General features: G+C 63.5%; 19 protein-coding genes. 9 read left to right on the forward strand and 10 right to left on the reverse strand.

Annotated elements, in window-relative coordinates; genetic code table 11:
• Nucleotides 1–19: 19 nt before the first annotated feature.
• Nucleotides 20–742 carry an intradiol ring-cleavage dioxygenase gene (locus NKI58_RS03705; RefSeq protein ID WP_352782200.1) on the reverse strand — a complete coding sequence of 241 codons (723 nt, stop codon included), beginning with the start codon at nt 740–742 and terminating at the stop codon, nt 20–22.
• A gap of 197 nt (nt 743–939) precedes the next feature.
• Between NKI58_RS03705 and NKI58_RS03710 the strand changes: the two genes are divergently transcribed.
• Nucleotides 940–2,007: a CobW family GTP-binding protein gene (locus NKI58_RS03710; protein ID WP_352568389.1), complete on the forward strand. Its 1,068-nt coding sequence runs from the start codon at nt 940–942 to the stop codon at nt 2,005–2,007.
• A gap of 249 nt (nt 2,008–2,256) precedes the next feature.
• Nucleotides 2,257–3,231 carry a WD40 repeat domain-containing protein gene (locus NKI58_RS03715; protein WP_352568390.1) on the forward strand — a complete coding sequence of 325 codons (975 nt, stop codon included), beginning with the start codon at nt 2,257–2,259 and terminating at the stop codon, nt 3,229–3,231.
• Between the two features lie 8 nt (nt 3,232–3,239).
• On the opposite strand, the gene NKI58_RS03720 is transcribed toward NKI58_RS03715, so the two are convergent.
• Nucleotides 3,240–3,695 (reverse strand): hypothetical protein, encoded by a 456-nt coding sequence (locus NKI58_RS03720; RefSeq protein ID WP_352568392.1) that lies wholly within the window; start codon nt 3,693–3,695, stop codon nt 3,240–3,242.
• A 157-nt stretch (nt 3,696–3,852) separates the two neighbouring features.
• Here NKI58_RS03720 and NKI58_RS03725 point away from each other — a divergent pair, with 157 nt between their 5' ends.
• From NKI58_RS03725 to NKI58_RS03735, 3 genes are all read left to right on the forward strand, one after another.
• Nucleotides 3,853–5,235, forward strand: coding sequence for an aspartate aminotransferase family protein (locus tag NKI58_RS03725; protein WP_352782203.1), 1,383 nt, complete (start codon nt 3,853–3,855; stop codon nt 5,233–5,235).
• Between the two features lie 14 nt (nt 5,236–5,249).
• The gene (locus NKI58_RS03730) at nt 5,250–6,671 is read left to right on the forward strand and encodes a glutamine synthetase family protein (RefSeq protein ID WP_352697146.1); all 1,422 of its coding nucleotides are present in this window, start codon (nt 5,250–5,252) and stop codon (nt 6,669–6,671) included.
• Between the two features lie 86 nt (nt 6,672–6,757).
• Complete coding sequence (locus tag NKI58_RS03735; protein WP_352635054.1) at nt 6,758–7,480, forward strand: UdgX family uracil-DNA binding protein; 723 nt, start codon at nt 6,758–6,760, stop codon at nt 7,478–7,480.
• Between the two features lies 1 nt (nt 7,481).
• Here NKI58_RS03735 and NKI58_RS03740 read toward each other — a convergent pair whose 3' ends face one another.
• The 4 genes from NKI58_RS03740 to NKI58_RS03755 all read right to left on the reverse strand — a co-directional run bounded on the left by NKI58_RS03740 (nt 7,482) and on the right by NKI58_RS03755 (nt 12,037).
• Nucleotides 7,482–8,747 carry a glycerate kinase type-2 family protein gene (locus NKI58_RS03740; RefSeq protein ID WP_352782205.1) on the reverse strand — a complete coding sequence of 422 codons (1,266 nt, stop codon included), beginning with the start codon at nt 8,745–8,747 and terminating at the stop codon, nt 7,482–7,484.
• A gap of 175 nt (nt 8,748–8,922) precedes the next feature.
• Complete coding sequence (locus tag NKI58_RS03745; protein WP_352826579.1) at nt 8,923–9,429, reverse strand: heme-degrading domain-containing protein; 507 nt, start codon at nt 9,427–9,429, stop codon at nt 8,923–8,925.
• 75 nt (nt 9,430–9,504) lie between these two features.
• Nucleotides 9,505–10,818 (reverse strand): guanine deaminase, encoded by a 1,314-nt coding sequence (gene guaD, locus NKI58_RS03750; protein WP_352782208.1) that lies wholly within the window; start codon nt 10,816–10,818, stop codon nt 9,505–9,507.
• A 1-nt stretch (nt 10,819) separates the two neighbouring features.
• Nucleotides 10,820–12,037 (reverse strand): urate hydroxylase PuuD, encoded by a 1,218-nt coding sequence (locus tag NKI58_RS03755; RefSeq protein ID WP_352782210.1) that lies wholly within the window; start codon nt 12,035–12,037, stop codon nt 10,820–10,822.
• 141 nt (nt 12,038–12,178) lie between these two features.
• Between NKI58_RS03755 and NKI58_RS03760 the strand changes: the two genes are divergently transcribed.
• From NKI58_RS03760 to dps, 4 genes are all read left to right on the forward strand, one after another.
• Entirely contained in the window at nt 12,179–13,099 is a 921-nt protein-coding gene (locus NKI58_RS03760; RefSeq protein ID WP_352590951.1) for a LysR family transcriptional regulator, read from the forward strand.
• A 75-nt stretch (nt 13,100–13,174) separates the two neighbouring features.
• On the forward strand, nt 13,175–14,188 hold the full coding sequence (locus tag NKI58_RS03765) for an LLM class flavin-dependent oxidoreductase (protein WP_352590948.1): 1,014 nt from the start codon (nt 13,175–13,177) through the stop codon (nt 14,186–14,188).
• A complete protein-coding gene (locus NKI58_RS03770) occupies nt 14,185–15,438 on the forward strand; it encodes an LLM class flavin-dependent oxidoreductase (protein WP_352590945.1) in 1,254 nt (417 codons plus the stop codon). Before NKI58_RS03765 ends, NKI58_RS03770 begins: the two co-directional genes overlap by 4 nt.
• Nucleotides 15,439–15,584: 146 nt before the next feature.
• The gene (dps, locus tag NKI58_RS03775; RefSeq protein ID WP_023676226.1) at nt 15,585–16,073 is read left to right on the forward strand and encodes a DNA starvation/stationary phase protection protein Dps; all 489 of its coding nucleotides are present in this window, start codon (nt 15,585–15,587) and stop codon (nt 16,071–16,073) included.
• A gap of 43 nt (nt 16,074–16,116) precedes the next feature.
• Here the strand turns inward: dps and NKI58_RS03780 are convergent, their stop codons facing one another.
• The 4 genes from NKI58_RS03780 to xdhA all read right to left on the reverse strand — a co-directional run bounded on the left by NKI58_RS03780 (nt 16,117) and on the right by xdhA (nt 21,580).
• Nucleotides 16,117–16,614: a hypothetical protein gene (locus tag NKI58_RS03780; protein ID WP_352634926.1), complete on the reverse strand. Its 498-nt coding sequence runs from the start codon at nt 16,612–16,614 to the stop codon at nt 16,117–16,119.
• Between the two features lie 66 nt (nt 16,615–16,680).
• Nucleotides 16,681–17,685 carry a xanthine dehydrogenase accessory protein XdhC gene (gene xdhC, locus NKI58_RS03785; RefSeq protein ID WP_352784155.1) on the reverse strand — a complete coding sequence of 335 codons (1,005 nt, stop codon included), beginning with the start codon at nt 17,683–17,685 and terminating at the stop codon, nt 16,681–16,683.
• A gap of 62 nt (nt 17,686–17,747) precedes the next feature.
• Nucleotides 17,748–20,099, reverse strand: a complete 2,352-nt coding sequence (gene xdhB / locus NKI58_RS03790) for a xanthine dehydrogenase molybdopterin binding subunit (RefSeq protein ID WP_352783860.1) — start codon at nt 20,097–20,099, stop codon at nt 17,748–17,750.
• A complete protein-coding gene (gene xdhA / locus NKI58_RS03795; RefSeq protein ID WP_352634922.1) occupies nt 20,099–21,580 on the reverse strand; it encodes a xanthine dehydrogenase small subunit in 1,482 nt (493 codons plus the stop codon). The genes xdhB and xdhA overlap by 1 nt, the downstream gene beginning before the upstream one ends.

The raw sequence follows: 21,580 nt of genomic DNA on the forward strand, positions 1-21,580 counted from the left end.
AGGACGTGACGAGGTGTTCTCAACCGGCTTTCACCGCGACCACCATCAACGCCTGATAGGCGTCCGCCATTTCCCGCAGCGCTGCCTGCGACAGCGGCCCGGCCTGCCGCGCAATGCCGTCCCGCGCGTTGGATGTATCGCGTTTGCCGGGGCGATCTTTATAGGGCGCGACGGTGGCGAATATCTGCTCGCTGAGGCTGTCGGGGAAGAACATCTGGCCGGTCATCACCGAGCGGTCGTCGGGGAAGATCTTGAAATGGATGTGGGTGGTGCGGCCGCGATACCAGCCGGGATAGATGGTGGCGAAAGAAGCGATGCCGCTTTCATCGGTTCTCTGCCAGCCGCGGAGAAAGCTCTGGCCGGACGTGTCGATATCCTGCCCGTCGCCCTGTCCGGGATAGCCGGAATAGGTGCCCTGGGCATCGCAATGCCAGATATCGACGCGTGCGCCGGGAAGCGGCCGGCAGGCGGCGTCGACGATTTGCAGCCGCACATTGAGGCCGATGCCCTTCTTGCCCTCGGTGATATCGGCGCGTTCGAGCTTCGGGTCGAAATAGAACGGCCCTTCGGTGACCTCGGGCGTGATGGCGCAGACGCCGGCACCGGCTTCGAACAAAGCAAGCCGGGCATAGGGCGAAACCTGCCCGGCCCTTGCACCGGCGGGCAGGAATATGCCGCCAGCGGTAACCGCAACGAGACCGAGCGCCTGCCGACGGCTTAGTGGCAAGGACATGTCGGACATCTGGCGCCTCTTCAACGCGAACAGCTCCGTAAATGACCCCGCCTATCTAGGGCCCGCTGTCAGGCGGCGCCAATGAAAGTTCGGTAATGTGAGGAAAGTTCGGCAATACCAGCCCCTCTTTGGCCCACCGGTTTGCCTCGTGCAAAAGCCGAGCACACATCCTATATGGAGCCGACAATCCCTATTCGAGGCACAATATGAGCGACGCACAGACGCAGATCCCCGTAACCGTCCTCACCGGCTATCTCGGCGCCGGCAAGACGACACTGCTCAACCGCATCCTTTCGGAAAACCATGGCAAGCGCTACGCCGTCATCGTCAATGAGTTCGGCGAGATCGGCATCGACAACGAGCTGATCGTGGAATCCGATGAGGAGATCTACGAGATGAACAATGGCTGCGTCTGCTGCACCGTGCGCGGCGACCTGATCCGCGTCGTCGAAGGCCTGATGCGCAGGCCTGGCCGCTTCGACGCCATCCTCGTCGAGACCACAGGCCTCGCCGATCCCGTGCCGGTGGCGCAGACCTTCTTCATGGACGACGACGTGCGTTCCAAGACCAGGCTCGATGCGGTGGTGGCGCTGGTCGACGCCAAGCACCTGCCGCTGCGTCTGAAGGATTCCCGAGAGGCCGAGGACCAGATCGCCTTTGCCGATGTCGTCGTACTCAACAAGACCGATCTGGTCACCCCCGAAGAGCTGAGCAAGGTGGAGGCGACGATCCGCGCCATCAACCCGGCGGCACGAATCCATCGCACCACACGCGCCAGCGTGGCGCTGTCCGAGGTGCTCGATCGCGGTGCGTTCGACCTGTCCCGGGCGCTGGAGAACGATCCGCACTTCCTCGAGGCGCATGACGATCACGACCATCATGATCATGATCATGACCACCATCACCATGATCACGACGGCCATGATCACCACGATCATGACGGGCATCATCACGCGCATCCTTCCGACATCCATGACGTGACGGTGCAGTCGGTGTCGCTGCGCGGCGGCGAGATGGATCCGAAGAAATTCTTCCCCTGGATCGAGAAGATCACCCAGATGGAAGGCCCGAACATCCTGCGGCTGAAGGGTATCATCGCGCTCAAGGGCGATGACGAGCGCTATGTCATCCAGGGCGTGCACATGATCATCGAGGGCGACCACCAGCGCGCCTGGAAGGATGGCGAGAAACACGAGAGCCGGCTGGTGTTCATCGGCCGCGATCTCGACGCCGAGCGGCTGAAGAAGAGTTTCGAGGCCTGCCAGGCGGCTTGATTTCCAGATCTTATAACGTTAGCGCTGCCCCTTCTTTCCTTCTCCCCTTGTGGGAGAAGGTGGCCGAGCGTAGCTCGGTCGGATGAGGGGTGCTCCAGCTTGGCATCGACGGCGCTCGTTCCAGCACCCCTCATCCGTCTTGGCGCTGCGCGCCAATCCACCTTCTCCCACAAGGGGAGAAGGCGGAGCCTCGCCGACAGCCCGGCGGGGTTAGATGACAAGCAGAAATCTCGAACGGAATGATCTCTCATGCCGACAGTCGCCCCGCTCGATCTCGAAGGCCACTGCCTCGCCGCCGTGTTTCTCGGCGACGTGCCGCATTTTGCGCTGGCCGACGGCACAATCCATTGGCTCGACCACGGCCACAAGACGGTGCAGGCCAATGACGGAATGCTCGCCGCCTTCCATGATGCGGCAAACGACCGACTGATCACCGGTGGTGAGGACGGCAGGATCTTTGCCGTGACCCCAGGCGGCAATACAACGGAATTGGCGACCGCAGGCAAAAAATGGATAACCAGCGTCGCCGCCGGGCCGCAAGGCGCTGTTGCCTATGCTTCGGGCAAGATTGCCTATGTGCGCTTTGCCGACGGCAAAACCAGGGAATTCTCGCATCCGCGCTCAGTCGAGGGGCTTGCCTTCTCGCCCAAGGGCATGCGCTTCGGCGTTGCCCGCTACAATGGCGCGACGCTGCACTTCCCGGCTGCCGACGGCAAGCCGGTCGAGCTCGAATGGGCCGGCGCCCACACCGGCATCGCCTTCTCGCCGGACGGCGGCTTCGTCGTCACCACCATGCAGGAAAACGCGCTTCATGGCTGGAAGCTCGCCGACGGCAAGCACATGCGCATGTCCGGCTACCCCGGCAAGGTGAAAAGCCTATCGTGGAGCGCCAAGGGCAAATGGCTGGCGAGTTCCGGCGCGCCGGCGGCGATCGTCTGGCCGTTTTCCGGCAAAGACGGGCCGATGGGCAAGGCGCCGCTGGAACTCGGCACGCGCGGCAATGCGATGGTCACCTCCGTCGCCTGTCACCCGAGCCAGGACGTCGTTGCTATCGGCTATGATGACGGGATGGTGATGGCGGTGCGCTTCGCCGACGCCAAGGAAGTGCTGTTGCGCCGGCCGGGCAAGGGCGCCGTCACTTCGATGATGTGGGACAAGGAAGAGCGCCGCGTCGCCTTTGGCAGCGCTGCGGGCGACTGCGGCGTCATCGATATTTCGGCGTAGCCTGTTACTTACTCGGCTCCGCAAGATACTTTGCCGGTCAATTCAGCCTGCTTGCCGTCCTTTTCGGCATCGGCCGTTACATCATGGATTGAGAGCAAATAGCGACCGTCATAGACGCCTTCGTCGCTGGCCTTGGTCAGGATCGCCAGTTCGACATAGCCGTAGGCGTTTTCGACCAGCCGTTCGTGGTAGACGAGCAGCCGCAATTCCTTGTTGTCGAGCCAATATTGCGTGAGGTTCTGATCCTCGAACAATGTCTCGCGCAGACTGTCGCCAGCCGGCCTGCCCAGAATCTCGAGCTCGCCGCTAAAATTGAAGGTCGGCCCGCCCATGCCTCTGGTGATCCCGGCACCGACCTGAAATTTGACGGCTGCATCCTCGGCGGAACACCAGATGCCGCCGGACGCCAGAGCCGCACCAACCGACGACAGCAGCGTTGCTGCGCAGACGATCGCCCGCACCATCTTATGCCCTCCAGCCGAAGTACCATTGGCGCCCGAAGGCGGCTCGCGGTCAAGCGCCTGTTTTCATTCAAATGACCGCTGACCCAACACAGGGCAGCCGCCCGGCCAATTGCGGTGGCGGATGCCGATTGTCTAAAGTGCGACTGAGAGGGCCGCCATGAACGTCATGAACCATTCAAAGACTTGCATCGGCGGCATCGGCCCGGCCCGGATCGTCGAGTTGCGCGCGACCGAGGCAGAAGTCTTCCGCCGGGCGCGGCCAAAATCGATGGCGAAAATCGGCAATGGCCTGCCCGGCTTCTTCGGCGGCGTGCCGATGCATTGGATGAACGACTGGCCGACGCCATTCCCGATCCTGGTCGACAGTGCCAAGGGCGCTGCGATCACCGACATCGACGGCAATCGGCTGGACGATTTCTGCCTTGGTGACACCGGCTCGATGTTCGGCCATTCGCCGCCGCCGGTCGCCCGCGCCATCCGCCGGCAGGCCGGACGAGGACTGACCTATATGCTACCTTCCGAAGACGCGCTGGCCATCGGACCGTTGCTGCAGCAGCGCTTCGGTTTGCTGTCGTGGCAGATCGCGACGACGGCGACCGATGCCAACCGCTTCGCGCTGCGGGTTGCCCGCGCCGTTACCGGCCGGGAGAAGATACTGGTCTTCAACGGCTGCTATCATGGCTCGGTCGACGAGACGATGGTGCGGCTGGTCGCCGGGAAAGCGGTGAATCGACCGGGACTGGCCGGCGAATTCCGCGACCTGACCCGGGCGACAGATGTCGTCGAGTTCAACGATTTGCCGGCGCTCGAGGCGGCACTCCAGGGCAACGATGTCGCCTGCGTCATCGCCGAGCCGGTGCTGACCAATTCCTGCATGGTGCTGCCCGAAGCCGGCTTTCATGATGGCTTGCGGCGTCTCACCCGTGCGACCGGCACGCTGCTTCTAATCGACGAGACGCATACAATTTCGACCGGTCCCGGCGGCTATACAAGCAAATACGGGCTGGAGCCGGACCTGTTCGTGCTGGGCAAGCCGATTGCCGGCGGCGTACCGGCGAGCGTCTGGGGCATGAGCGAAGACGTTGCCGCCCGCTATGCCGCTTATATCAGCCGGAAAGAGCCCGGCTACTCCGGCATGGGGACAACGCTGTCGGCCAATCCGCTGCAATTCGCAGCGATGCGCGCCACGCTCGAATACGTCATGACCGACGAGAACTACAGCCATATGGACCATCTGGCGCGGCGGCTCGACGCCGGGCTGACCGCCGTCATCGATCGCTATCGTCTGCCCTGGCATGTTGCTCGCGTCGGTGCCCGTGTCGAGTTCATCTGCGCGCCGGGCCCGCTGAGGAACGGCGGCGAAGCGGAAGCTGCGCACGTGCCGGAGCTCGAGGCGGCAATCCATGTCGCGCTGGTCAATCGCGGCGTGCTGATCGCACCCTTCCACAACATGATGCTGATCTCTCCTGCGACCAGCGCCGCCCAGGTGAACCGGCTGATCACTGCCTTCGGCGCGGTTGCGGCAAAGCTTACGGCGTGAGACAAGCTTGCGGCATGAAACAAGCGCCCAAGCAAAGTTTGAACCTGGTCACGACATCCCCTTCCGGCTCGACGCCCGCCGAGGCGCAGGCCTTTCTCGACGCTCATCCCGAGATCGAAGCGTTCGACATCGTGCTGACCGACGCCAATGGCGTCGGGCGCGGCAAGATCGTGCGCCGGCATGAGTTGATGAGCATCTTCGAGGGGGGCCGGCACATGCCGATCTCGATCCTCGGCCTCGACATCACCGGCGAGGATGTTCACGAGACCGGGCTGATCTGGACGACGGGCGACGGCGACCTGCGGGCGTGGCCGATCCCCGGCACACTGGTGCCGCTGTTCGCCACCCAGCCGCCGCGCGGCCAGGTGCTGATGGCGATGTACCATCTCGATGGCCAGCCGATGTCGTCCGACCCGCGGCTGGCACTCGCCCGCCAGGTAGACATCCTCGCGGCCAAGGGCCTGCATCCGGCCGGCGCCTTCGAGCTCGAATTCTTCCTGCTCGCCAACGAGCGCGATGCCGAAGGCAAGGTGCAGCCGGCGCACGCGGTGCTTGACGGACGCCGCTCGGCCAAGACGGAGGTCTATTCCGTCGACCATCTACACGGCATGGAGCCGCTGTTTTCCGACATCTACGCCGCAGCCAAGGTGCAGGGCATCCCGGCCGAGACGGTCATCTCGGAATATGCGCCCGGCCAGTACGAGCTGACGCTCAACTACCGCAAGGATGTGATGCGGGCGGCCGACGATCTCGTGATGCTCAAGCGACTGGTGCGGGCGCAGGCGCGCCGTCATGGTGTCACCGCTTGCTTCATGGCCAAGCCGATCGAGAAATATGCCGGCTCGGGCATGCATTTTCATGTCTCGCTGCTGGACGATGCCGGCAAGAATGTCTTTGCCGAAACCGGCGGCGAAAGCTGGTCTCTGCCGCTGCTGCGCAGCCTCGGCGGACTGATCCAGACGATGGCGGAATCGATGCTGGTCTTCGCGCCGCATGCCAATTCATGGCGGCGCTTCGTCTCGCAATCCTATGCGCCGGTGGCGCCGACCTGGGGCGTCAACAACCGTTCGGTGGCACTGCGTGTGCCGGCCGGCGATGCCAAGAACCGCCGCATCGAGCACCGGCCATCGGGCGTCGACGCGAATCCTTACCTGGTGGCGGCAACGGTGCTGGCCGGTGTCGTCAAAGGCCTCGACGAAGGCCTCGATCCCGGTCCCGAAACCACCGGCAATGGCTACGAATCGGCCGTCACGCGCACGACGATGCCGGTCGACTGGCGTGCCGCGATCGAGGCGGCAAGGGCGTCGACCTTCCTCAAGGGCGCATTGGGCGAAGACCTGCACCGGACGTTCGTGGCGATCAAGCAATCGGAATATCTGCGCGTGGCGCGCACGGTCAGCGAACTGGATTATCACCTCTATCTGCACGAGGTGTAGGGCATCACATCGTCGGCCATCCGCCGTCGAAGGCCCATGCGGAATAATTTCAACGGAACCTTCGGCGGGCTTTGCTCATTGCGTGTCTGATTGCAGGAGCGAACAAGGCCGCCTTAGTCATGATCGCCAGGATGCAGACAACCCCGACGCCGCACCATGCCAAGGTGCAGGCAAGACGCTTGCCTGCAAGCAAGTCTCCGGAAACGACAGAAATCGACGCCAGGACGATTCCTGAACTGCGCGAAACGGCCAAGATCTGCCGCCGCTGTCCGCTATGGCACGACGCCACGCAGACCGTGTTCGGTGAAGGCCCTGATAAAGCCAAGGTGATCTTCGTCGGCGAACAGCCGGGCGACCAGGAGGACCTGGCGGGCAAGCCCTTCGTCGGTCCGGCGGGCAAGGTGTTTGACGCGATCCTGGACGATGCCGGCGTCGATCGGCTGAAAGTCTACGTCACCAACGCGGTCAAGCATTTCAAGTTCGAGCCGCGCGGCAAGCGGCGCATCCACTCCAAGCCGAACGCCGGCGAGGTGCAGGCTTGCCGCTGGTGGCTCGACAAGGAAATCGATCTGATCAAGCCCAATCTGGCGGTGGCGCTCGGCGCAACGGCGGCGCAGGCGCTGCTTGGTAAGGTGGTGCCGATCATGAAGATGCGCGGGGCCGTCGTGGAGCGTGACGATGGCTTGCGTGTCTTCGTCACCATCCACCCGTCCTTCATCCTGCGCATTCGCGAGCCGGCGGACAGGCAGGCAGAACGCGACCGGTTCCTGCAGGATATGAGAGCGGTGAAAAAGCTAATGGCCGCCTGAGCTATTTGATCAATATCGCCCGGAGATCGTTGACGTTTGTGCCGGTCGGACCGGGTACGAAAAGGTCATCTACGGCATTGAATGCCGTCCAGGCGTTGTTGCCGGCAAGCATGGCCTTGGCATCGACGCCCGCCTTATGCATCCGCGACACTGTCGAGCCGTCGGCGAAGGCGCCGGCATTGTCTTCCGAACCGTCAATGCCGTCGGTGTCGGCGGCCAGTGCGTGGACGCCCGCCATGCCGCTGATCCCAATGGCGAAGGCGAGCAGGAATTCCGAGTTGCGGCCGCCTTTGCCTTTCGCGCGCAAGGTCACGGTCGTCTCGCCGCCCGACAGGATCAGCACCGGTTTTGCGAATGGCCGGTTGCGCGTCGCCACTTCGCGCGCGATTGCGGCGTGGACGCCGCCGACCTCACGCGCCTCGCCCTCGATGGAATCGGAGAGAATGACCGCTTCGATACCTTGGTACCCGGCTTCGGCCGCAGCCGCTTCCAGCGATACGCCGGCCGAGGCGATCAGATGTACCTCGTTGCGCGAAAAACGCGGATCATCGACGCGCGGTGCATCGGCGGCCGGCGAATTGATGTGCGCCATCACTGAAGCCGGTAATTTCATGTCATAGGCGGCGATCGACGCTAATGCATCTTCGCGGCTGCCGGAATCGGGAACGGTCGGGCCGGAAGCGACCAGCGCCGGGTTATCGCCCGGAATGTCGGAGACCACCAGCGACACCACCTTGGCTGGATAGGCAGCGGCCGCCAGCCTGCCGCCCTTGATCGTGGAAACATGTTTGCGGATGGTGTTCATCGCGGCGATCGGCGCGCCGGAGGCGAGCAGCGCCTCGTTGACAGCGACCTCATCGGCCAGCGTCAGACCTTCGGCAGGTGACGGCAGCAGCGCCGAGCCGCCGCCCGAAATGAGCGCCACGACGAGGTCGTCCGCAGTCAGTCCCTGGACCTTTTCGAGCAGCCGTCGCGAGGCCTCCAGCCCCGCGGCATCCGGCACCGGATGCGCCGCCTCGATGATTTCGATGCGCCGGCAGGCCGCGCCATAGCCGTAGCGGGTGACGACCAAACCTTCGATCGGCCGGTCCCACACTTTCTCGAAAGCCGCCGCCATCTGCGCCGAGCCTTTTCCTGCACCGATGACGATCATCCGTCCCTTCGGCCTTGCGGGCAAATGATCCTTGATCGTCCTCTGGGGATCGGCGGCGGCAACGGCGGCGTTGAAGATCGAAATCAGAAAGGACTTGGGATCGAGCGCGGTCATACTGAGCTACCACGGACGCTGTGCGAGCTTCTGCGGCGTTTGCGCTGCCCCTCACCCTTACCCTCTCCCCGTATAGAGACGGGGAGAGGGGATCGCCAGCGTTGGAGCGTTTCCCTTCTCCCCGTCACTACGCGGGGAGAAGGTGCCGGCAGGCGGATGAGGGGCAGCGCCAACGTCACGATGTTGCTTCCGGCGGCAGGACCAACTCCTGGCTATCGACGCCCAAGTAGCTACACAGCGTATCGACGACCACTCCGTGGTCCTCGCGCTCCGGTAGACCGGAGACGGCGATCACGCCGATGACGCCAGCGCCCTTGACAGTGATGGGAAAGCCGCCACCGGCCAGCACATAGTCGGCAACGTTCAGCCCCTCGCCGGGCTTGAAGCTGCGGTCGGGGCGCTGCTGCTCCAGCACAATGCGGTAGGTGCTTTTCAGGAACCGCCGCACGACGTTGATCTTGCGCCGCGCCCAGTCCGGATTGGAGGCGTTCGAGCCGGGCATTGCCGCATAGAACAACGGCCGGTCGAAAGTTCTGATATCGACGATGATCGGCAGGTTTTCCTTGAGAGCCCGGTCGCGGATCGCCGAGCCGATCTCGAAAGCGACGGCTTCATCGAAGGCCGAAAAGACAAGCGTGGCTTCCTGTTTATTGATCAGAGCGATGTCGTCCGCAGCGGCCATGTCGTTCCCCTTGTCGATCTCGCCTGTTGCTTTGGCGGATGGCTGCCGCCCGGTCAAGCCGGCCGCATACGACGGCTAAACCGCTATATCCGCCTTGGCCGCCCGGCCGGCGACATAGACCTCGCGCACGGCGCGGTCGTCGCCGAGCGTCTGCAGCAGAAACAATTCCTCGGCGAGCGTGTCCGCCGTCTCCACCCGCAGCCGCATCGCCGGCGTGGCGCGGGCGTCGAGCACGATGATATCGGCGTCGCTGCCTTCCTCCAGGGTGCCGATCTTTTCCGCAAGCGACAGCGCCTCGGCATTGCCGCGGGTCAGCTGCCAGAAGGACTGGAACGGATTGAGCTTCTCGCCGTTCAACGCGATCACCTTGTAGCCCTCGTCCATGGTGCGCAGCATCGAATAGTTGGTGCCACCGCCGACATCGGTGGCGGCGGCGATGCGAAGCGGCTTCTCGCGGCGGCTATAGCGCTGATAATCGAACAGGCCCGAGCCGAGAAACAGGTTGGAGGTCGGGCAGAACACCGCCACCGAGCCGCTATCCGAAAGCGCATCCGCCTCGCGTTCCGACAGGTGGATGCAATGACCGAACAGGCTTCTGCGCCCGAGCAGCCCATAGTGTTCGTAGATGTCGGTGTAGTCCCGCGTCTGCGGGTACAATTGCTGCGTGAAGGCGATCTCGGCGTGGTTTTCCGACAGATGCGTCTGCATGTGCAGATCAGGATATTCGCGGCAGAGCGCGCCCGCCATCTCCAATTGCTCGGGCGACGAGGTGATGGCGAAGCGCGGCGTGATGGCATAGTGCTGGCGCCCCTTGGCGTGCCACTCATCGATCAACGCCTTGCTGTCGTCATAGCCCGATTGCGGCGTGTCGAGCACGCCGTCCGGCGCGTTGCGGTCCATCATCACCTTGCCGGCGATGTTGAGCATGTTGCGGTCGTGCGACTCGGCAAAGAACGCTTCGGCAGATTCCTTGTGTACCGAGCAATAGGCCGCGACTGTCGTGGTGCCATGCCGCAATACTTCATCCAGGAACAGCCTGGCGATACGGCGGCCATGCTGGGCGTTCTGGAATTTTGTCTCTTCCGGAAAAGTGTAGGTGTTCAGCCAGTCGAGCAGCTCGGCGCCGAAGGAAGCGATGACCTGCATCTGCGGAAAATGCGCGTGCGCATCGATGAACCCGGGCAGCAGCAGATGCGGCCTGTGGTCGATTTTTTTTGTTCCCTCGCCCGCCTTTTTCTCGACTTCGGCATAGGCGCCCGCGGCAACGATCCTGCCGTCGCGCATCAGCAGGCCGCCATCTTGCTCGTAGCGCCAGGCGGAATGGTCGTCGATGGTTTCTGGCCAGCGCAAAAACGACAGCGTGCGGCCGCGCAGGAGCGTGCTGGTCATGCTATTTCCCCGCGCCTTCGAACCAGGCTACCAGCAGTGCCCGTTCCTTGTCGGTGATCTGGGTGACGTTGGCGGGCGGCATGGCGTGGCTGCGGCCGGCCTGCAGGTAGATCTCGCCGGCGTGCTCGGCGATGCCGGCATCGGTGTCGAGCATCACGCCCTTAGGCGCGTGGTAAAGGCCCGCGTAGGACGGCTCCGCCGCATGGCACATCGAACAGCGGCCAAGCACCGTATCGCGCACGGCGGGAAAATGCGCCGAGGCGACGTAGACCTGTGCAGCCGACGAGGCCTTCACCTCGCCGGTCAGCAGCTTCGGTGCCGTCGACAGCCAGATGATGACGACGAACAGGACGGCGGCCGCCAGCCAGGTCCAGGTCGGATTGCCTTTGCGCGCATGCCTGGTGTTGAAATAGTGCCGGATCAGCACGCCGATGATGAACACCAGCGAGGCGATGACCCAGTTGAACTCTGTGCCGAACGCCAGCGGATAATGGTTCGACAGCATCAGGAACAAAACCGGCAGCGTCAGGTAATTGTTGTGCAGCGAGCGCTGCTTGGCGATCTTGCCGTATTTCGGATCGGGCTTACGGCCGGCGATCAGGTCGGCGACGACGATCTTCTGGTTGGGGATGATGACCATGAAAACGTTGGCCGACATGATCGTCGCGGTGATGGCGCCGAGATGCAGGAAGGCGGCGCGGCCGGTGAACAGGTGGGTCAGTCCCCAGGCCATGAATACCAGCACCCCATACAGCACCAGCATCAGGCCGGTGTCGCTGTTGCCGAGCGGCGAACGGCACAAGAGATCGTAGACCACCCAGCCGACGCCGATCGTCGCCAGCGACAGCAAGATGCCTGTAGGCACCGACATGGCAAGCACATTCGGATCGATCAGGAACAGGTCCGCACCGGCATAGTAGACGACGCACAGCATGGCGAAGCCCGACAGCCAGGTGGCGTAGGATTCCCACTTGAACCAGGTCAGATGCTCGGGCATCTCAGCCGGCGCCACCAGATATTTCTGCACATGGTAGAAGCCGCCGCCATGCACCTGCCATTCCTCGCCGAAGGCTCCGGCAGGCATGCCCGGACGCTGGCGCAGCCCGAGATCGAGCGCGACGAAATAAAACGACGATCCAATCCAAGCGATACCGGTGACGACGTGCAGCCAGCGCACGGCGAAACTCAGCCAATCCCAGAATATCGCGAAATCCATCATGAAAGAAATCGTCCCTGCCGATCCACTGACTTTACGGACTGGAGCGCAAACGGAAAGGGCCGAGCTGCACGATGACTTTCAAAAAAAATTGGAAAATACTAGGCTGATCATACGCAGCCACATGAGAGCCACGGAAGCCGCATGGCCTATCTCGACAACATCGCCGTTTTCGTTCGCGTCGTCGAGCTCGGCAATTTATCGGCGGCTGGGCGCGACATGCGCATTTCGCCGGCGGTCGCTTCCAATCGGATCAAGGAGCTCGAGAAGCACCTGGGCGTCAGGCTGTTCAACCGCACGACGCGGCAGTTGATGCCGACCGAGCACGGCACGGTGTTCTACTCCGGCGCCAAGCAGGTGCTGGAGGCGGTCACCGAGGCCGAAGCTGCGGTCAGCGCGTTATCCGGGCAGCCGCGCGGCACCATAAAGGTGACAGCGCCGCTCGGCCTCGGGCGGCGGCTGGTAGCATCCGGAATCCCGGATTTCCACGACAGGTACCCCGATATCGAAGTGCGGCTCCGGCTTTCCGATCACAATGTCGATATCATGAAGGAAGGCATCGACGTTGCCTTCCGGCTGGGCATCATCGAGGATTCCAGCCTCAGGATGCGCGGCATCATGGAATGCGAACGCGTTCTGGTGGCGGCTCCGCAATATCTGGAAGCGCGCGGCGAGCCTACCGAGCCGCAGGAGTTGATCGGCAAGAAGCACGATTGCCTGATGCTGCGCTATTCCGGCGCGCGCGAATATGTCTGGACGCTGCAGACGCCGAACGGACCGCAAAAATTCGAGGTGCACGGCCCCTACGATACCGATGATGGCGACGTGCTGACCGGCTGGGCGCTGTCCGGCCGCGGCATCATCAACAAGCCGCGCTTCGAGGTCGAGCCGTTTATCCGCGACCAGCGGCTGAAGGTGATCCTGAGCAACACGCCGCCGACGCCGGTGCAGTTCGCCGCCGTCTACCCTCATAAGAAGCTGCAGGATCCGAAGGTGCGGCTGCTGCTCGATTTCATGGCCGAGCGCTGCCAGCGGCTGATCAGGGATATTCTGGCCGGCAAATGATCGCCGGCTGGCCGGTTGCTTTCCGTCCAGCCGGCGAGATAATTCTCAAGGAATCTCGCTCAACAGGGAAAAGCGATGGCCAACGGCGCCACAATGTGTCTCGCCGTTTCACTGTCTCCGGAAGCCGCTCCTTCCCATCCGCCCGACGCCGGCCCGGACTTCAGTCTGCTGACGCGGTTCGTGCAAGAAGCCGAAGCGGCCGGCCTGGACATGGTGTTGCTCGGCGATTCCGCACCGGTTGCAGGCGGGCCGAACCGGCAAATGCGCTTCGAAGCAACGACCTTGGTGGCGGCGCTGGCGACGGTGACAAGCAGGATCGGCCTTGCCGCCGCGGCGTCGACGGTCGCCCACCAGCCCTATAATCTCGCGCGCCGTTTCGCCTCGCTCGATATCATCAGCCATGGCCGCGCCGGCTGGAACGCGAGCATGATGCCCGAACCGCGCGAGGCGGCCAATTTCAGCCGGCCGGAAGGGTTTTCCGGCGACGATTTCCGCCTGCGCGCCGAGGAATTCATCGGCATCGTGCAAGGCTTGTGGAAAGGCTGGGACGCAGACGCGCTGCTGTTCGACAAAGTTGGCGGCCGCTTCTTCGATCCCGAGAAGATGCACCTTCTCGACCACAAGGGCGAATATTTTTCCGTGCGCGGGCCGCTCAACGTGGCGCGGTCGCCGCAGGACACGCCGATGCTGGTCATGTCCGGCCTGTCCGAGCCCGACACGGATATCGCCGCCCGCACCGCCGATGTCGTCCTGCTGGATGAGCCATCGATCGAGCCGGCGAAGGCTGGCGATCTGAAGCGCCGTGCGCTTGCCTTCGGGCGCAGTCCGGAGGCGCTGAAAGTGCTGATGAACGTTACCGTTAGCGCCGAAATAACCGCCGCGCCGGACCTGTTTGCGGACAGGCTCGAAGAGTGCTTTCGCTCGAAAGCCTGCGACGGTTTCAACATCGCCATGCCCTTCACATCGGCGCTCGACGATTTCGTCGGTCTCGTGCTGCCGGAGCTTCGCCGCCGCGGCCTTGTCCGGTCCGGCTACAGCGCGGCGACACTGCGCGCCCATCTCGGGCTTGCAGGGGAGGATCGGCAATGAGCGCCGGTCGAGGCCAGATGAAGCTCGGCGCCTTCCTGTGGGCGACAGGCCACCACATCGCCGCCTGGCGCCATCCGCAGGCGCATGTCACGGCCGGCATCGACATCGACCATTACGTCCAGTTGGCGCGGACGGCGGAAGCAGCCAAGTTCGACATGATCTTCTGCGAGGACGCCGCCGGCGTGCGCGAGGCCAATGTCAACATCGCCAGCCAAACGTCGCGCTCGATCGGCTTCGAGCCGATAAGCCTGCTTGCCGCGCTCGCCGTCCAGACGGAGCGCATCGGCCTCGTCTCCACGGCGTCGACGAGCTATAACGAGCCTTACGGACTGGCGCGGACCTTCCTGTCGCTCGACCATCTGAGCGGTGGCCGAGCCGGCTGGAACCTCGTCACTTCGGCGAGCCAGATCGAGGCCGCCAATTTCGGCTCGACCGGACTGCGCCCACATGCGGACCGCTACGAACGCGCGCGCGAATTCGCTGCCGTGGTTACCGGCCTTTGGCGAGGCCAGGGTGGACACGAAGGCAGAAGTTTTTCGGTGCGCGACCCGCTCGATCTGCCGCGCTCGCCACAAGGTGCGCCGGTCATGGTTCAGGCAGGAGCGTCGGACGAGGGCCGCGATCTCGCCGCCCGGACCGCCGATGTGGTGTTCACTGCGGCGCAAACATTCGAGGAGGCAAAGGCCTTCTACGACGACCTCAAGGGACGGCTGGCGCCCCATGGGCGCGAGCCGGAGGACGTCAAGATCATGCCCGGCGTCGCGCCGGTCGTCGCGGCAAGCGAAGCGGAAGCCCGGGCAAAACATGATGAACTGCAGGAGCTGATACCGGACGATGTCGGCGTCGCGCTGCTTTCCAGCTATCTCAGCATATCCGATCTCGCGCGCTATCCCATCGACGGACCGCTGCCCGAGCTGCCGGCCAGCGAAGGCATGCAGAGCCGGCAGGCGCTCGTCATCGAGCAATCCCGCCGCGACAAGCTGTCCATTCGCCAGCTTGCCCGTCATTTCGCCGGCGCGCGCGGTCATTGGCGCGTCGTCGGAACTCCGGCCCAGATCGCCGACCAGCTCGAGGCACGCTTCGAGGGCGGCGCGGCAGACGGTTTCAACGTCATGCCATCCTATTTTCCCGGCGAACTCGAAGCCTTTGCCACGCTTGTCGTGCCGGAGCTGCAGCGGCGCGGGCTTTTCCGGAAGGATTATGAAGGTAGCACGCTGCGCGACCATCTGGGCTTGAAAACGCCGGCGTAAAACGACGAGCGGAACGAAAGTCGGAGATCGCCGTTTTGGGATGCTGTGCCGCGGCGATGAGGGCGTCTGCGCGCATATTCGATTGTCCATCCCAAACTTCGCCCTCTTTTCAAACCACGCGGACGCAACCGCCACAGGAGCCGATCATGGATGCCATCGCCACCCGCAATGACCTGCAATCCAATGCCAAGAAAGAGTGTATCGATCTTCTCAATGCCCGCCTCGCCGACGCCATCGATCTGGCCTTGATCACCAAGCAGGCGCACTGGAACGTCAAGGGACCGCAATTCATCGCCATCCACGAGATGCTCGACACGTTCCGCGAGGAGATCGACGGCCATGTCGACACCATTGCCGAGCGCGCCGTACAGCTCGGCGGCACGGCGCTCGGCACCTCGCAGGAGGTGTCGAAGGCGACTATGCTGGAGGCCTATCCGACCGACATCCACAAGACCCGAGACCATCTGGCGGCGCTGATCGACCGCTATGCCGCGACCGCCAAGCGGGCACGCGCCGCGATCGACGAAGCGGCTGGCGCGGGCGACGCCGATACCGCCGACATCTTCACCGCCTATTCGCGCTCGCTCGACAAATTGCTGTGGTTCCTTGAGGCGCACACGCAGGAGAAGGAATAGCTCTTTTTGGACGGCGCTATTTGCTCGGCGCGCCGGGGTTCGATTAGAAATTCCTCTCGAACTTCGGCACCTCAAGCTTCACCCGGCGATTTAGCTCATCGTGTCCGCCCTGGAACGCGGTGTAGCCAATGCTGGTTTTCTTGGAACGAAGCTGGAAATCTCCTGTCCATTTGCGACCAGCCCATTCGATGTCTTCCCACCGAATAAATCGAGGCGGCATGAATGGCTGCCGGATTCCTATTCCCTCGACATTCCAAAAGACTACGCGAACATAAAAGAACCAAATCCACCCGATCAGGCTCAGACCAAAGCCAACCAGTAGACCAAAAATCCAGGGAAGTTGCTCGCTCGGTGTTTCGCTGTGTCCGGCAACCACAACGACCGCGATAAAGCCCGCAAGCAGGACCGCAAACACATGCACAAACCAGGTGGCGCGGAGTGTTTGCCCGCCGGCGTGTCGCGCAGCGGGCGTTCGCGATCCTATTGTAGACGCCAAGAAAACTGCAAAAGCAGCCAGAAGAGCTATGACAAGCTGTTTCATCAATATGTGCTGCTCGTGTTTTTCTCGGCCTTACGCGCCAACTGCTCCAGTCTTTCGTTCATAGCATCAAAAAGTCTGCGACGATGATGCGGTCGACCGACCACCGCCCGGTGATTGGGAATATTTTGGCCCGTCGACGGGTAAATAATACCTCGCCAATGCCGTCATGATTTCGGCTGCGGCGAGTGCGGCGATCACCTGCGGGCGCTTGTCTTTCACCGTATCGCCGCCGATCGGCGAGACGAGGCGGGCAAATTCCGCCTCGCTTCCGTCCGCCGACTTAAGGAACCAGTTCCGGAAGGTCGCCTTCTTGGTTCTGGAGCCGATCATGCCGACATAGGCGGCATCCCGGCGTTTCAGCGCCTCGGCGACGATCAGGAAGTCCAGCGCATGGTCATGGGTGAGGACGACGAAGGCGGATCCAGCCGGGGCTTCGCGCACCATTGCCTCAGGCATCGGCGTCAGGCTTGTTTCTACCGCTTCCGGCATGCCCTCCAGCGCCCCGGCTCGCGTCTCGACAACGACGACATGCACCGGCAGCAAGGCCATCGCGGAGGCCAGCGCTTGGCCGACATGGCCGCCGCCGAAGATGTAGACATGCGGTAGCTGCGCTTCCTCGGCTTCCGCCGCCGCAACCAGCTTGGCTTCAAGCGCGGGGTCGACCAGCCGGATCAGCAGCTCGACCCTGCCGCCGCAGCACTGCCCGATCTCCGGGCCGAGCGCGATGTCGAGGGTATCCCTCCCCCTTGAGGGGAGGGTGGCGGCGAAGCCGCCGGGTGGGGTCGCCGCGGCAGTGCTCGACGCGCTGGCGGTGCCTTCTGAGACGACTCCCTCTGGCCGCTTCGCGGCCATCTGCCCCTCAAGGGGGGAGAAAAGCATCTGCCGCGCTTTGTCGATCGCCATGTATTCGAGCTGGCCGCCGCCGATCGTGCCGAAAGTGGCCGATCCCGAGACGAGCATGAGGGCACCCGTCTCGCGCGGCGTCGAACCTTTTGTCCCGGCCACCTCAACCAAGGCGACCCGGCCGGCACCGGCAAGAAAGGCTTTCAGGCTCTGCACTTTCGCGTTCATCATTCGCGTTCCCTATCGGGAAATATAGAGTTTTTCAGCCTGAATTGCACGTTTTCCGGGATTCAAGTGCCGGTCCTGGCTTCCCGCTTCAGCCGTTCGATCGCCATCAGCACACGCTCCGGCGTGGCCGGCGGGTCGAGGCGCGGGCAGATCTTGTGGCTGGCAACGCTCGCCACTGCGTCCGACAGCGCATGCAGCACCGACATTGCGAGCGGAAAGGGCGGCTCGCCGACCGCCTTGGAGCGGTGCACCGTCGGCTCGCCTGCTTGCGCCCAGTCGGCCAAAGTCACATTAAAAATCTTCGGCCGGTCCGACGCGAGCGGGATCTTGTAGGTCGATGGCGCATGGGTGCGCAGCCGCCCCTTGTCGTCCCACCACAGTTCCTCCGTTGTCAGCCACCCCATGCCTTGGATGAAGCCGCCCTCGATCTGGCCGAGGTCGATGGCGCGGTTCAGCGAGCGGCCGGTTTCGTGCAGGATGTCGGTGCGCTCGACGACATATTCGCCGGTCAGCGTATCGACCGAGACTTCCGAGCACGCGGCGCCATAGGCGAAATAGTAGAAGGGATGGCCCTCGCCCTTGTCGCGGTCCCAATGGATTTTCGGCGTCTTGTAGAAACCCGCCGCCGAAAGCTGGATGCGCGCCATATAGGCCTGCCTGACGAGATCGGCGAAGGCGATCTCCTGGTTGCCGATGCGCACGCGGTTGGGCAAGAACAGCACCTGGTCCCGCGGCACCTGGTATCTCTCGACGGCAAAATTGATCAACCGGTCCTTGATCTGGCGGGCGGCATTCTGCGCCGCCATGCCGTTGAGGTCGGAGCCGGAAGACGCGGCGGTGGCCGAGGTATTCGGCACCTTGCCGGTCGTCGTCGCGGTGATCTTTACCTGATCGAGGTCGATCTGGAACTCTTCCGCCACAACCTGCGCCACCTTGACATAGAGGCCCTGCCCCATCTCGGTGCCGCCGTGGTTCAGATGCACCGAACCATCGGTATAGACATGCACCAGCGCGCCGGCCTGGTTGTAATGGGTGGCGGTGAACGAGATGCCGAACTTGACCGGCGTCAGCGCCAGTCCGCGCTTGATGAAGCGGCTGTTGGCATTGAAAGCATCGATGGTGCGGCGGCGCCTCGCATAGTCGGAACTCGCCTCCAGCTCGGCGACGATGCGGTGGATGACGTTGTCCTCGACCGTCTGGTGATAGGGCGTGATGTTGCGGTCGCTGGTGCCGTAGAAATTCTTCTTGCGGATTTCGAGCGGGTCCTTGCCGACGGCAAACGCGACTTCGTCGATGACGCGCTCGGCGCCGACCATGCCTTGCGGGCCGCCGAAGCCGCGAAAGGCGGTGTTCGATACCGTGTTGGTGTAGAGCGGCGCCGATTGCGCGTGCACCGCCGGCCAGAAATAGGTGTTGTCGCAATGGAACAGTGCGCGGTCGGTGACCGGGCCGGAGAGGTCGGCCGAGAAGCCGCAGCGCGCCGCGAACATGAAATCTACGCCCAGAATATTGCCCTCGTCGTCGAAGCCGACCTCGTAGTCGACGAGGAAATCGTGGCGTTTGCCGGTGGCGATCATGTCGTCGTCGCGGTCGGGCCGGATTTTCACGGCCCGATGATGTTTCTTCGCGGCGATAGCGGCCAATGCCGCAAACTGATTGCCTTGCGTTTCCTTGCCGCCGAAAGCGCCGCCCATCCGGCGGATTTCCACCGTCACCGCGTGGCTCGGAACACCGAGCGCGTGGCTGACCATGTGCTGGATTTCGCTCGGGTGCTGGGTCGAGGAATAGATGGTGACGTCGTGGTCCTCGCCAGGAATGGCCAAGGCGATATGGCCTTCGAGATAGAAATGCTCCTGGCCGCCGATGCGCATCTTTCCCTTCAGCCGGCGCGGCGCCGCCTTGATCGCAGCCGCTGCATCACCGCGCTTCAGCATCAGCGGCGGCGTGACCAGCTTATCCATCCGTGGATCGAGCTCACCGACATCGGCGACGAACGGCAATTCCTTGTATTCGACCTTGGCCAGCCTCGTTGCACGGCGCGCCTGCTCGCGGGTTTCGGCAATGACGCAGAAGATCGGCTGGCCAAAGAATTGTACCTTGCCGTCGGCCAGCACCGGCTCGTCGTGACGGCCGGTCGGCGAAATGTCGTTCTCGCCTGGCACGTCGCTCGCCGTCAGCACGTCGATGACGCCGGGTGCGGCGCGCACCGCCGACAGGTCCATGCTGGTGATGGTGGCATGCGTCGCCGTCGAAAGCCCAAGGCAGCCGTGCAGCGTGCCGGCCGGTTCCGGCATGTCGTCGATATAGACGGCCGTGCCACTGACATGCTTGTGCGCGGAATCATGGCGCTGGTCGGTGGCGACGCCGCCGGCGATTTTTTGCGCCTTCAGGTTTGGGGTGGCGTGCTTGTTCATCATGCCGCCTCGTGCCGTGATACCTGGATCGGCGCCCGGGTGCCGGTGGTTTCGGCAAAGAAGCGCAGCAGCAGGTTGCGCGCCGCCAGCGCCCGGTATTCGGCGCTTGCCCGCATGTCGGTCAGCGGCGTGAAATCGCCGGCGTACGCGGCCATCGCCGCCTCGACCGTCGCTTCCGTCCACGGCTTGCCAAGCAATGCCTTTTCCACGCCAAAGGCTCGCTTCGGCGTTGCCGCCATGCCGCCGTAGGCGATGCGCACATCCGCCACCGTGTCATCCGCGGCGAGCTTCAGGGTAAACGCCCCTAGCGCTGCTGTGATGTCTTCGTCGCGGCGCTTGGTGATCTTGTAGACGGCAAATTTCGTCTCGCTACCTGGCACCGGGACATGCACGGCCTCGACGAATTCGCCGGGCTGCCGGTCCTGTCGGCCATAGGCGATGAAAAACTCCTCGAGCGGGATCGTCCGCCGCTTGTCGCCGCGGCGAAGCGTCAGGCGGGCACCGAGTGCGATCAGCGGCGGCGGCGTGTCGCCGATCGGCGAACCGTTGGCGATATTGCCGCCGATGGTGCCCATGTTGCGCACCTGATCGCCGCCGATGCGATCGAACAGCGGGCCGAGCGCCGGGATGCGTTTCGCCAGCGTCGAGAAGGCTTCGCTATAGGTGACACCGGCGCCGATCGAGATGACGCCCTTGTTCTCGGAAATCCCGCACAGACCATCGAGATTGCCGATGAAAATCGCCGGCGCGATATCGCGCATGTGCTTGGTCACCCAAAGGCCGACATCGGTCGAACCCGCGACGATAGTGGCGCCCGGCTCCTTGACCAGCACGCTGGCCAGATCGTCGGCATTGGCCGGCACGATCAGCCGCTTGTTGCCGGAGCCGATCTCGATGCGCGAACCGTCCTTCATCGCTTCGAGCTTGGTCGTGACTGCCTTGCGCTCCGCCGCCAACGGATCCTTTGCCGCCGAGCCGTAGCTGGAGATGGCACGTGCGGCGCGCATGATCGCCTCGTAGCCGGTGCAGCGGCAGAGATTGCCTTGCAGCGCCTTTTCGATGGCGGCGTCCGACGGCTCCGGCGCCCGCATCCACAGAGCATAAAGCGACATGACGAAACCCGGTGTGCAGAAGCCGCATTGCGAGCCGTGGAAATCGACCATCGCCTGCTGCACGGGATGCAGTTTTCCTGCGTCGCCGCGCAGATGCTCGACGGTCACGACATGCGTGCCGTCTAGCGAGCCAAGGAAGCGGATGCAGGCATTGACGCTTTCATAGACCAGTGTTCCACCGGAGAGCCTGCCGACCAGCACCGTGCAGGCGCCACAGTCGCCCTCGGCGCAACCTTCCTTGGTGCCGCGCAGCGAGCGGTCGAGCCGCAGCCAGTCGAGCAGTGTCTGGTCGGGCGCGACCGTGCCGAGCGCGACGTCCTCGCCATTGAGGATGAACCGGATTTCGTTGCGTGTCTTGATCCCGGCCAT

The organism is Mesorhizobium sp. M0522 (genome assembly GCF_040321085.1).
Taxonomy (GTDB): domain Bacteria; phylum Pseudomonadota; class Alphaproteobacteria; order Rhizobiales; family Rhizobiaceae; genus Mesorhizobium.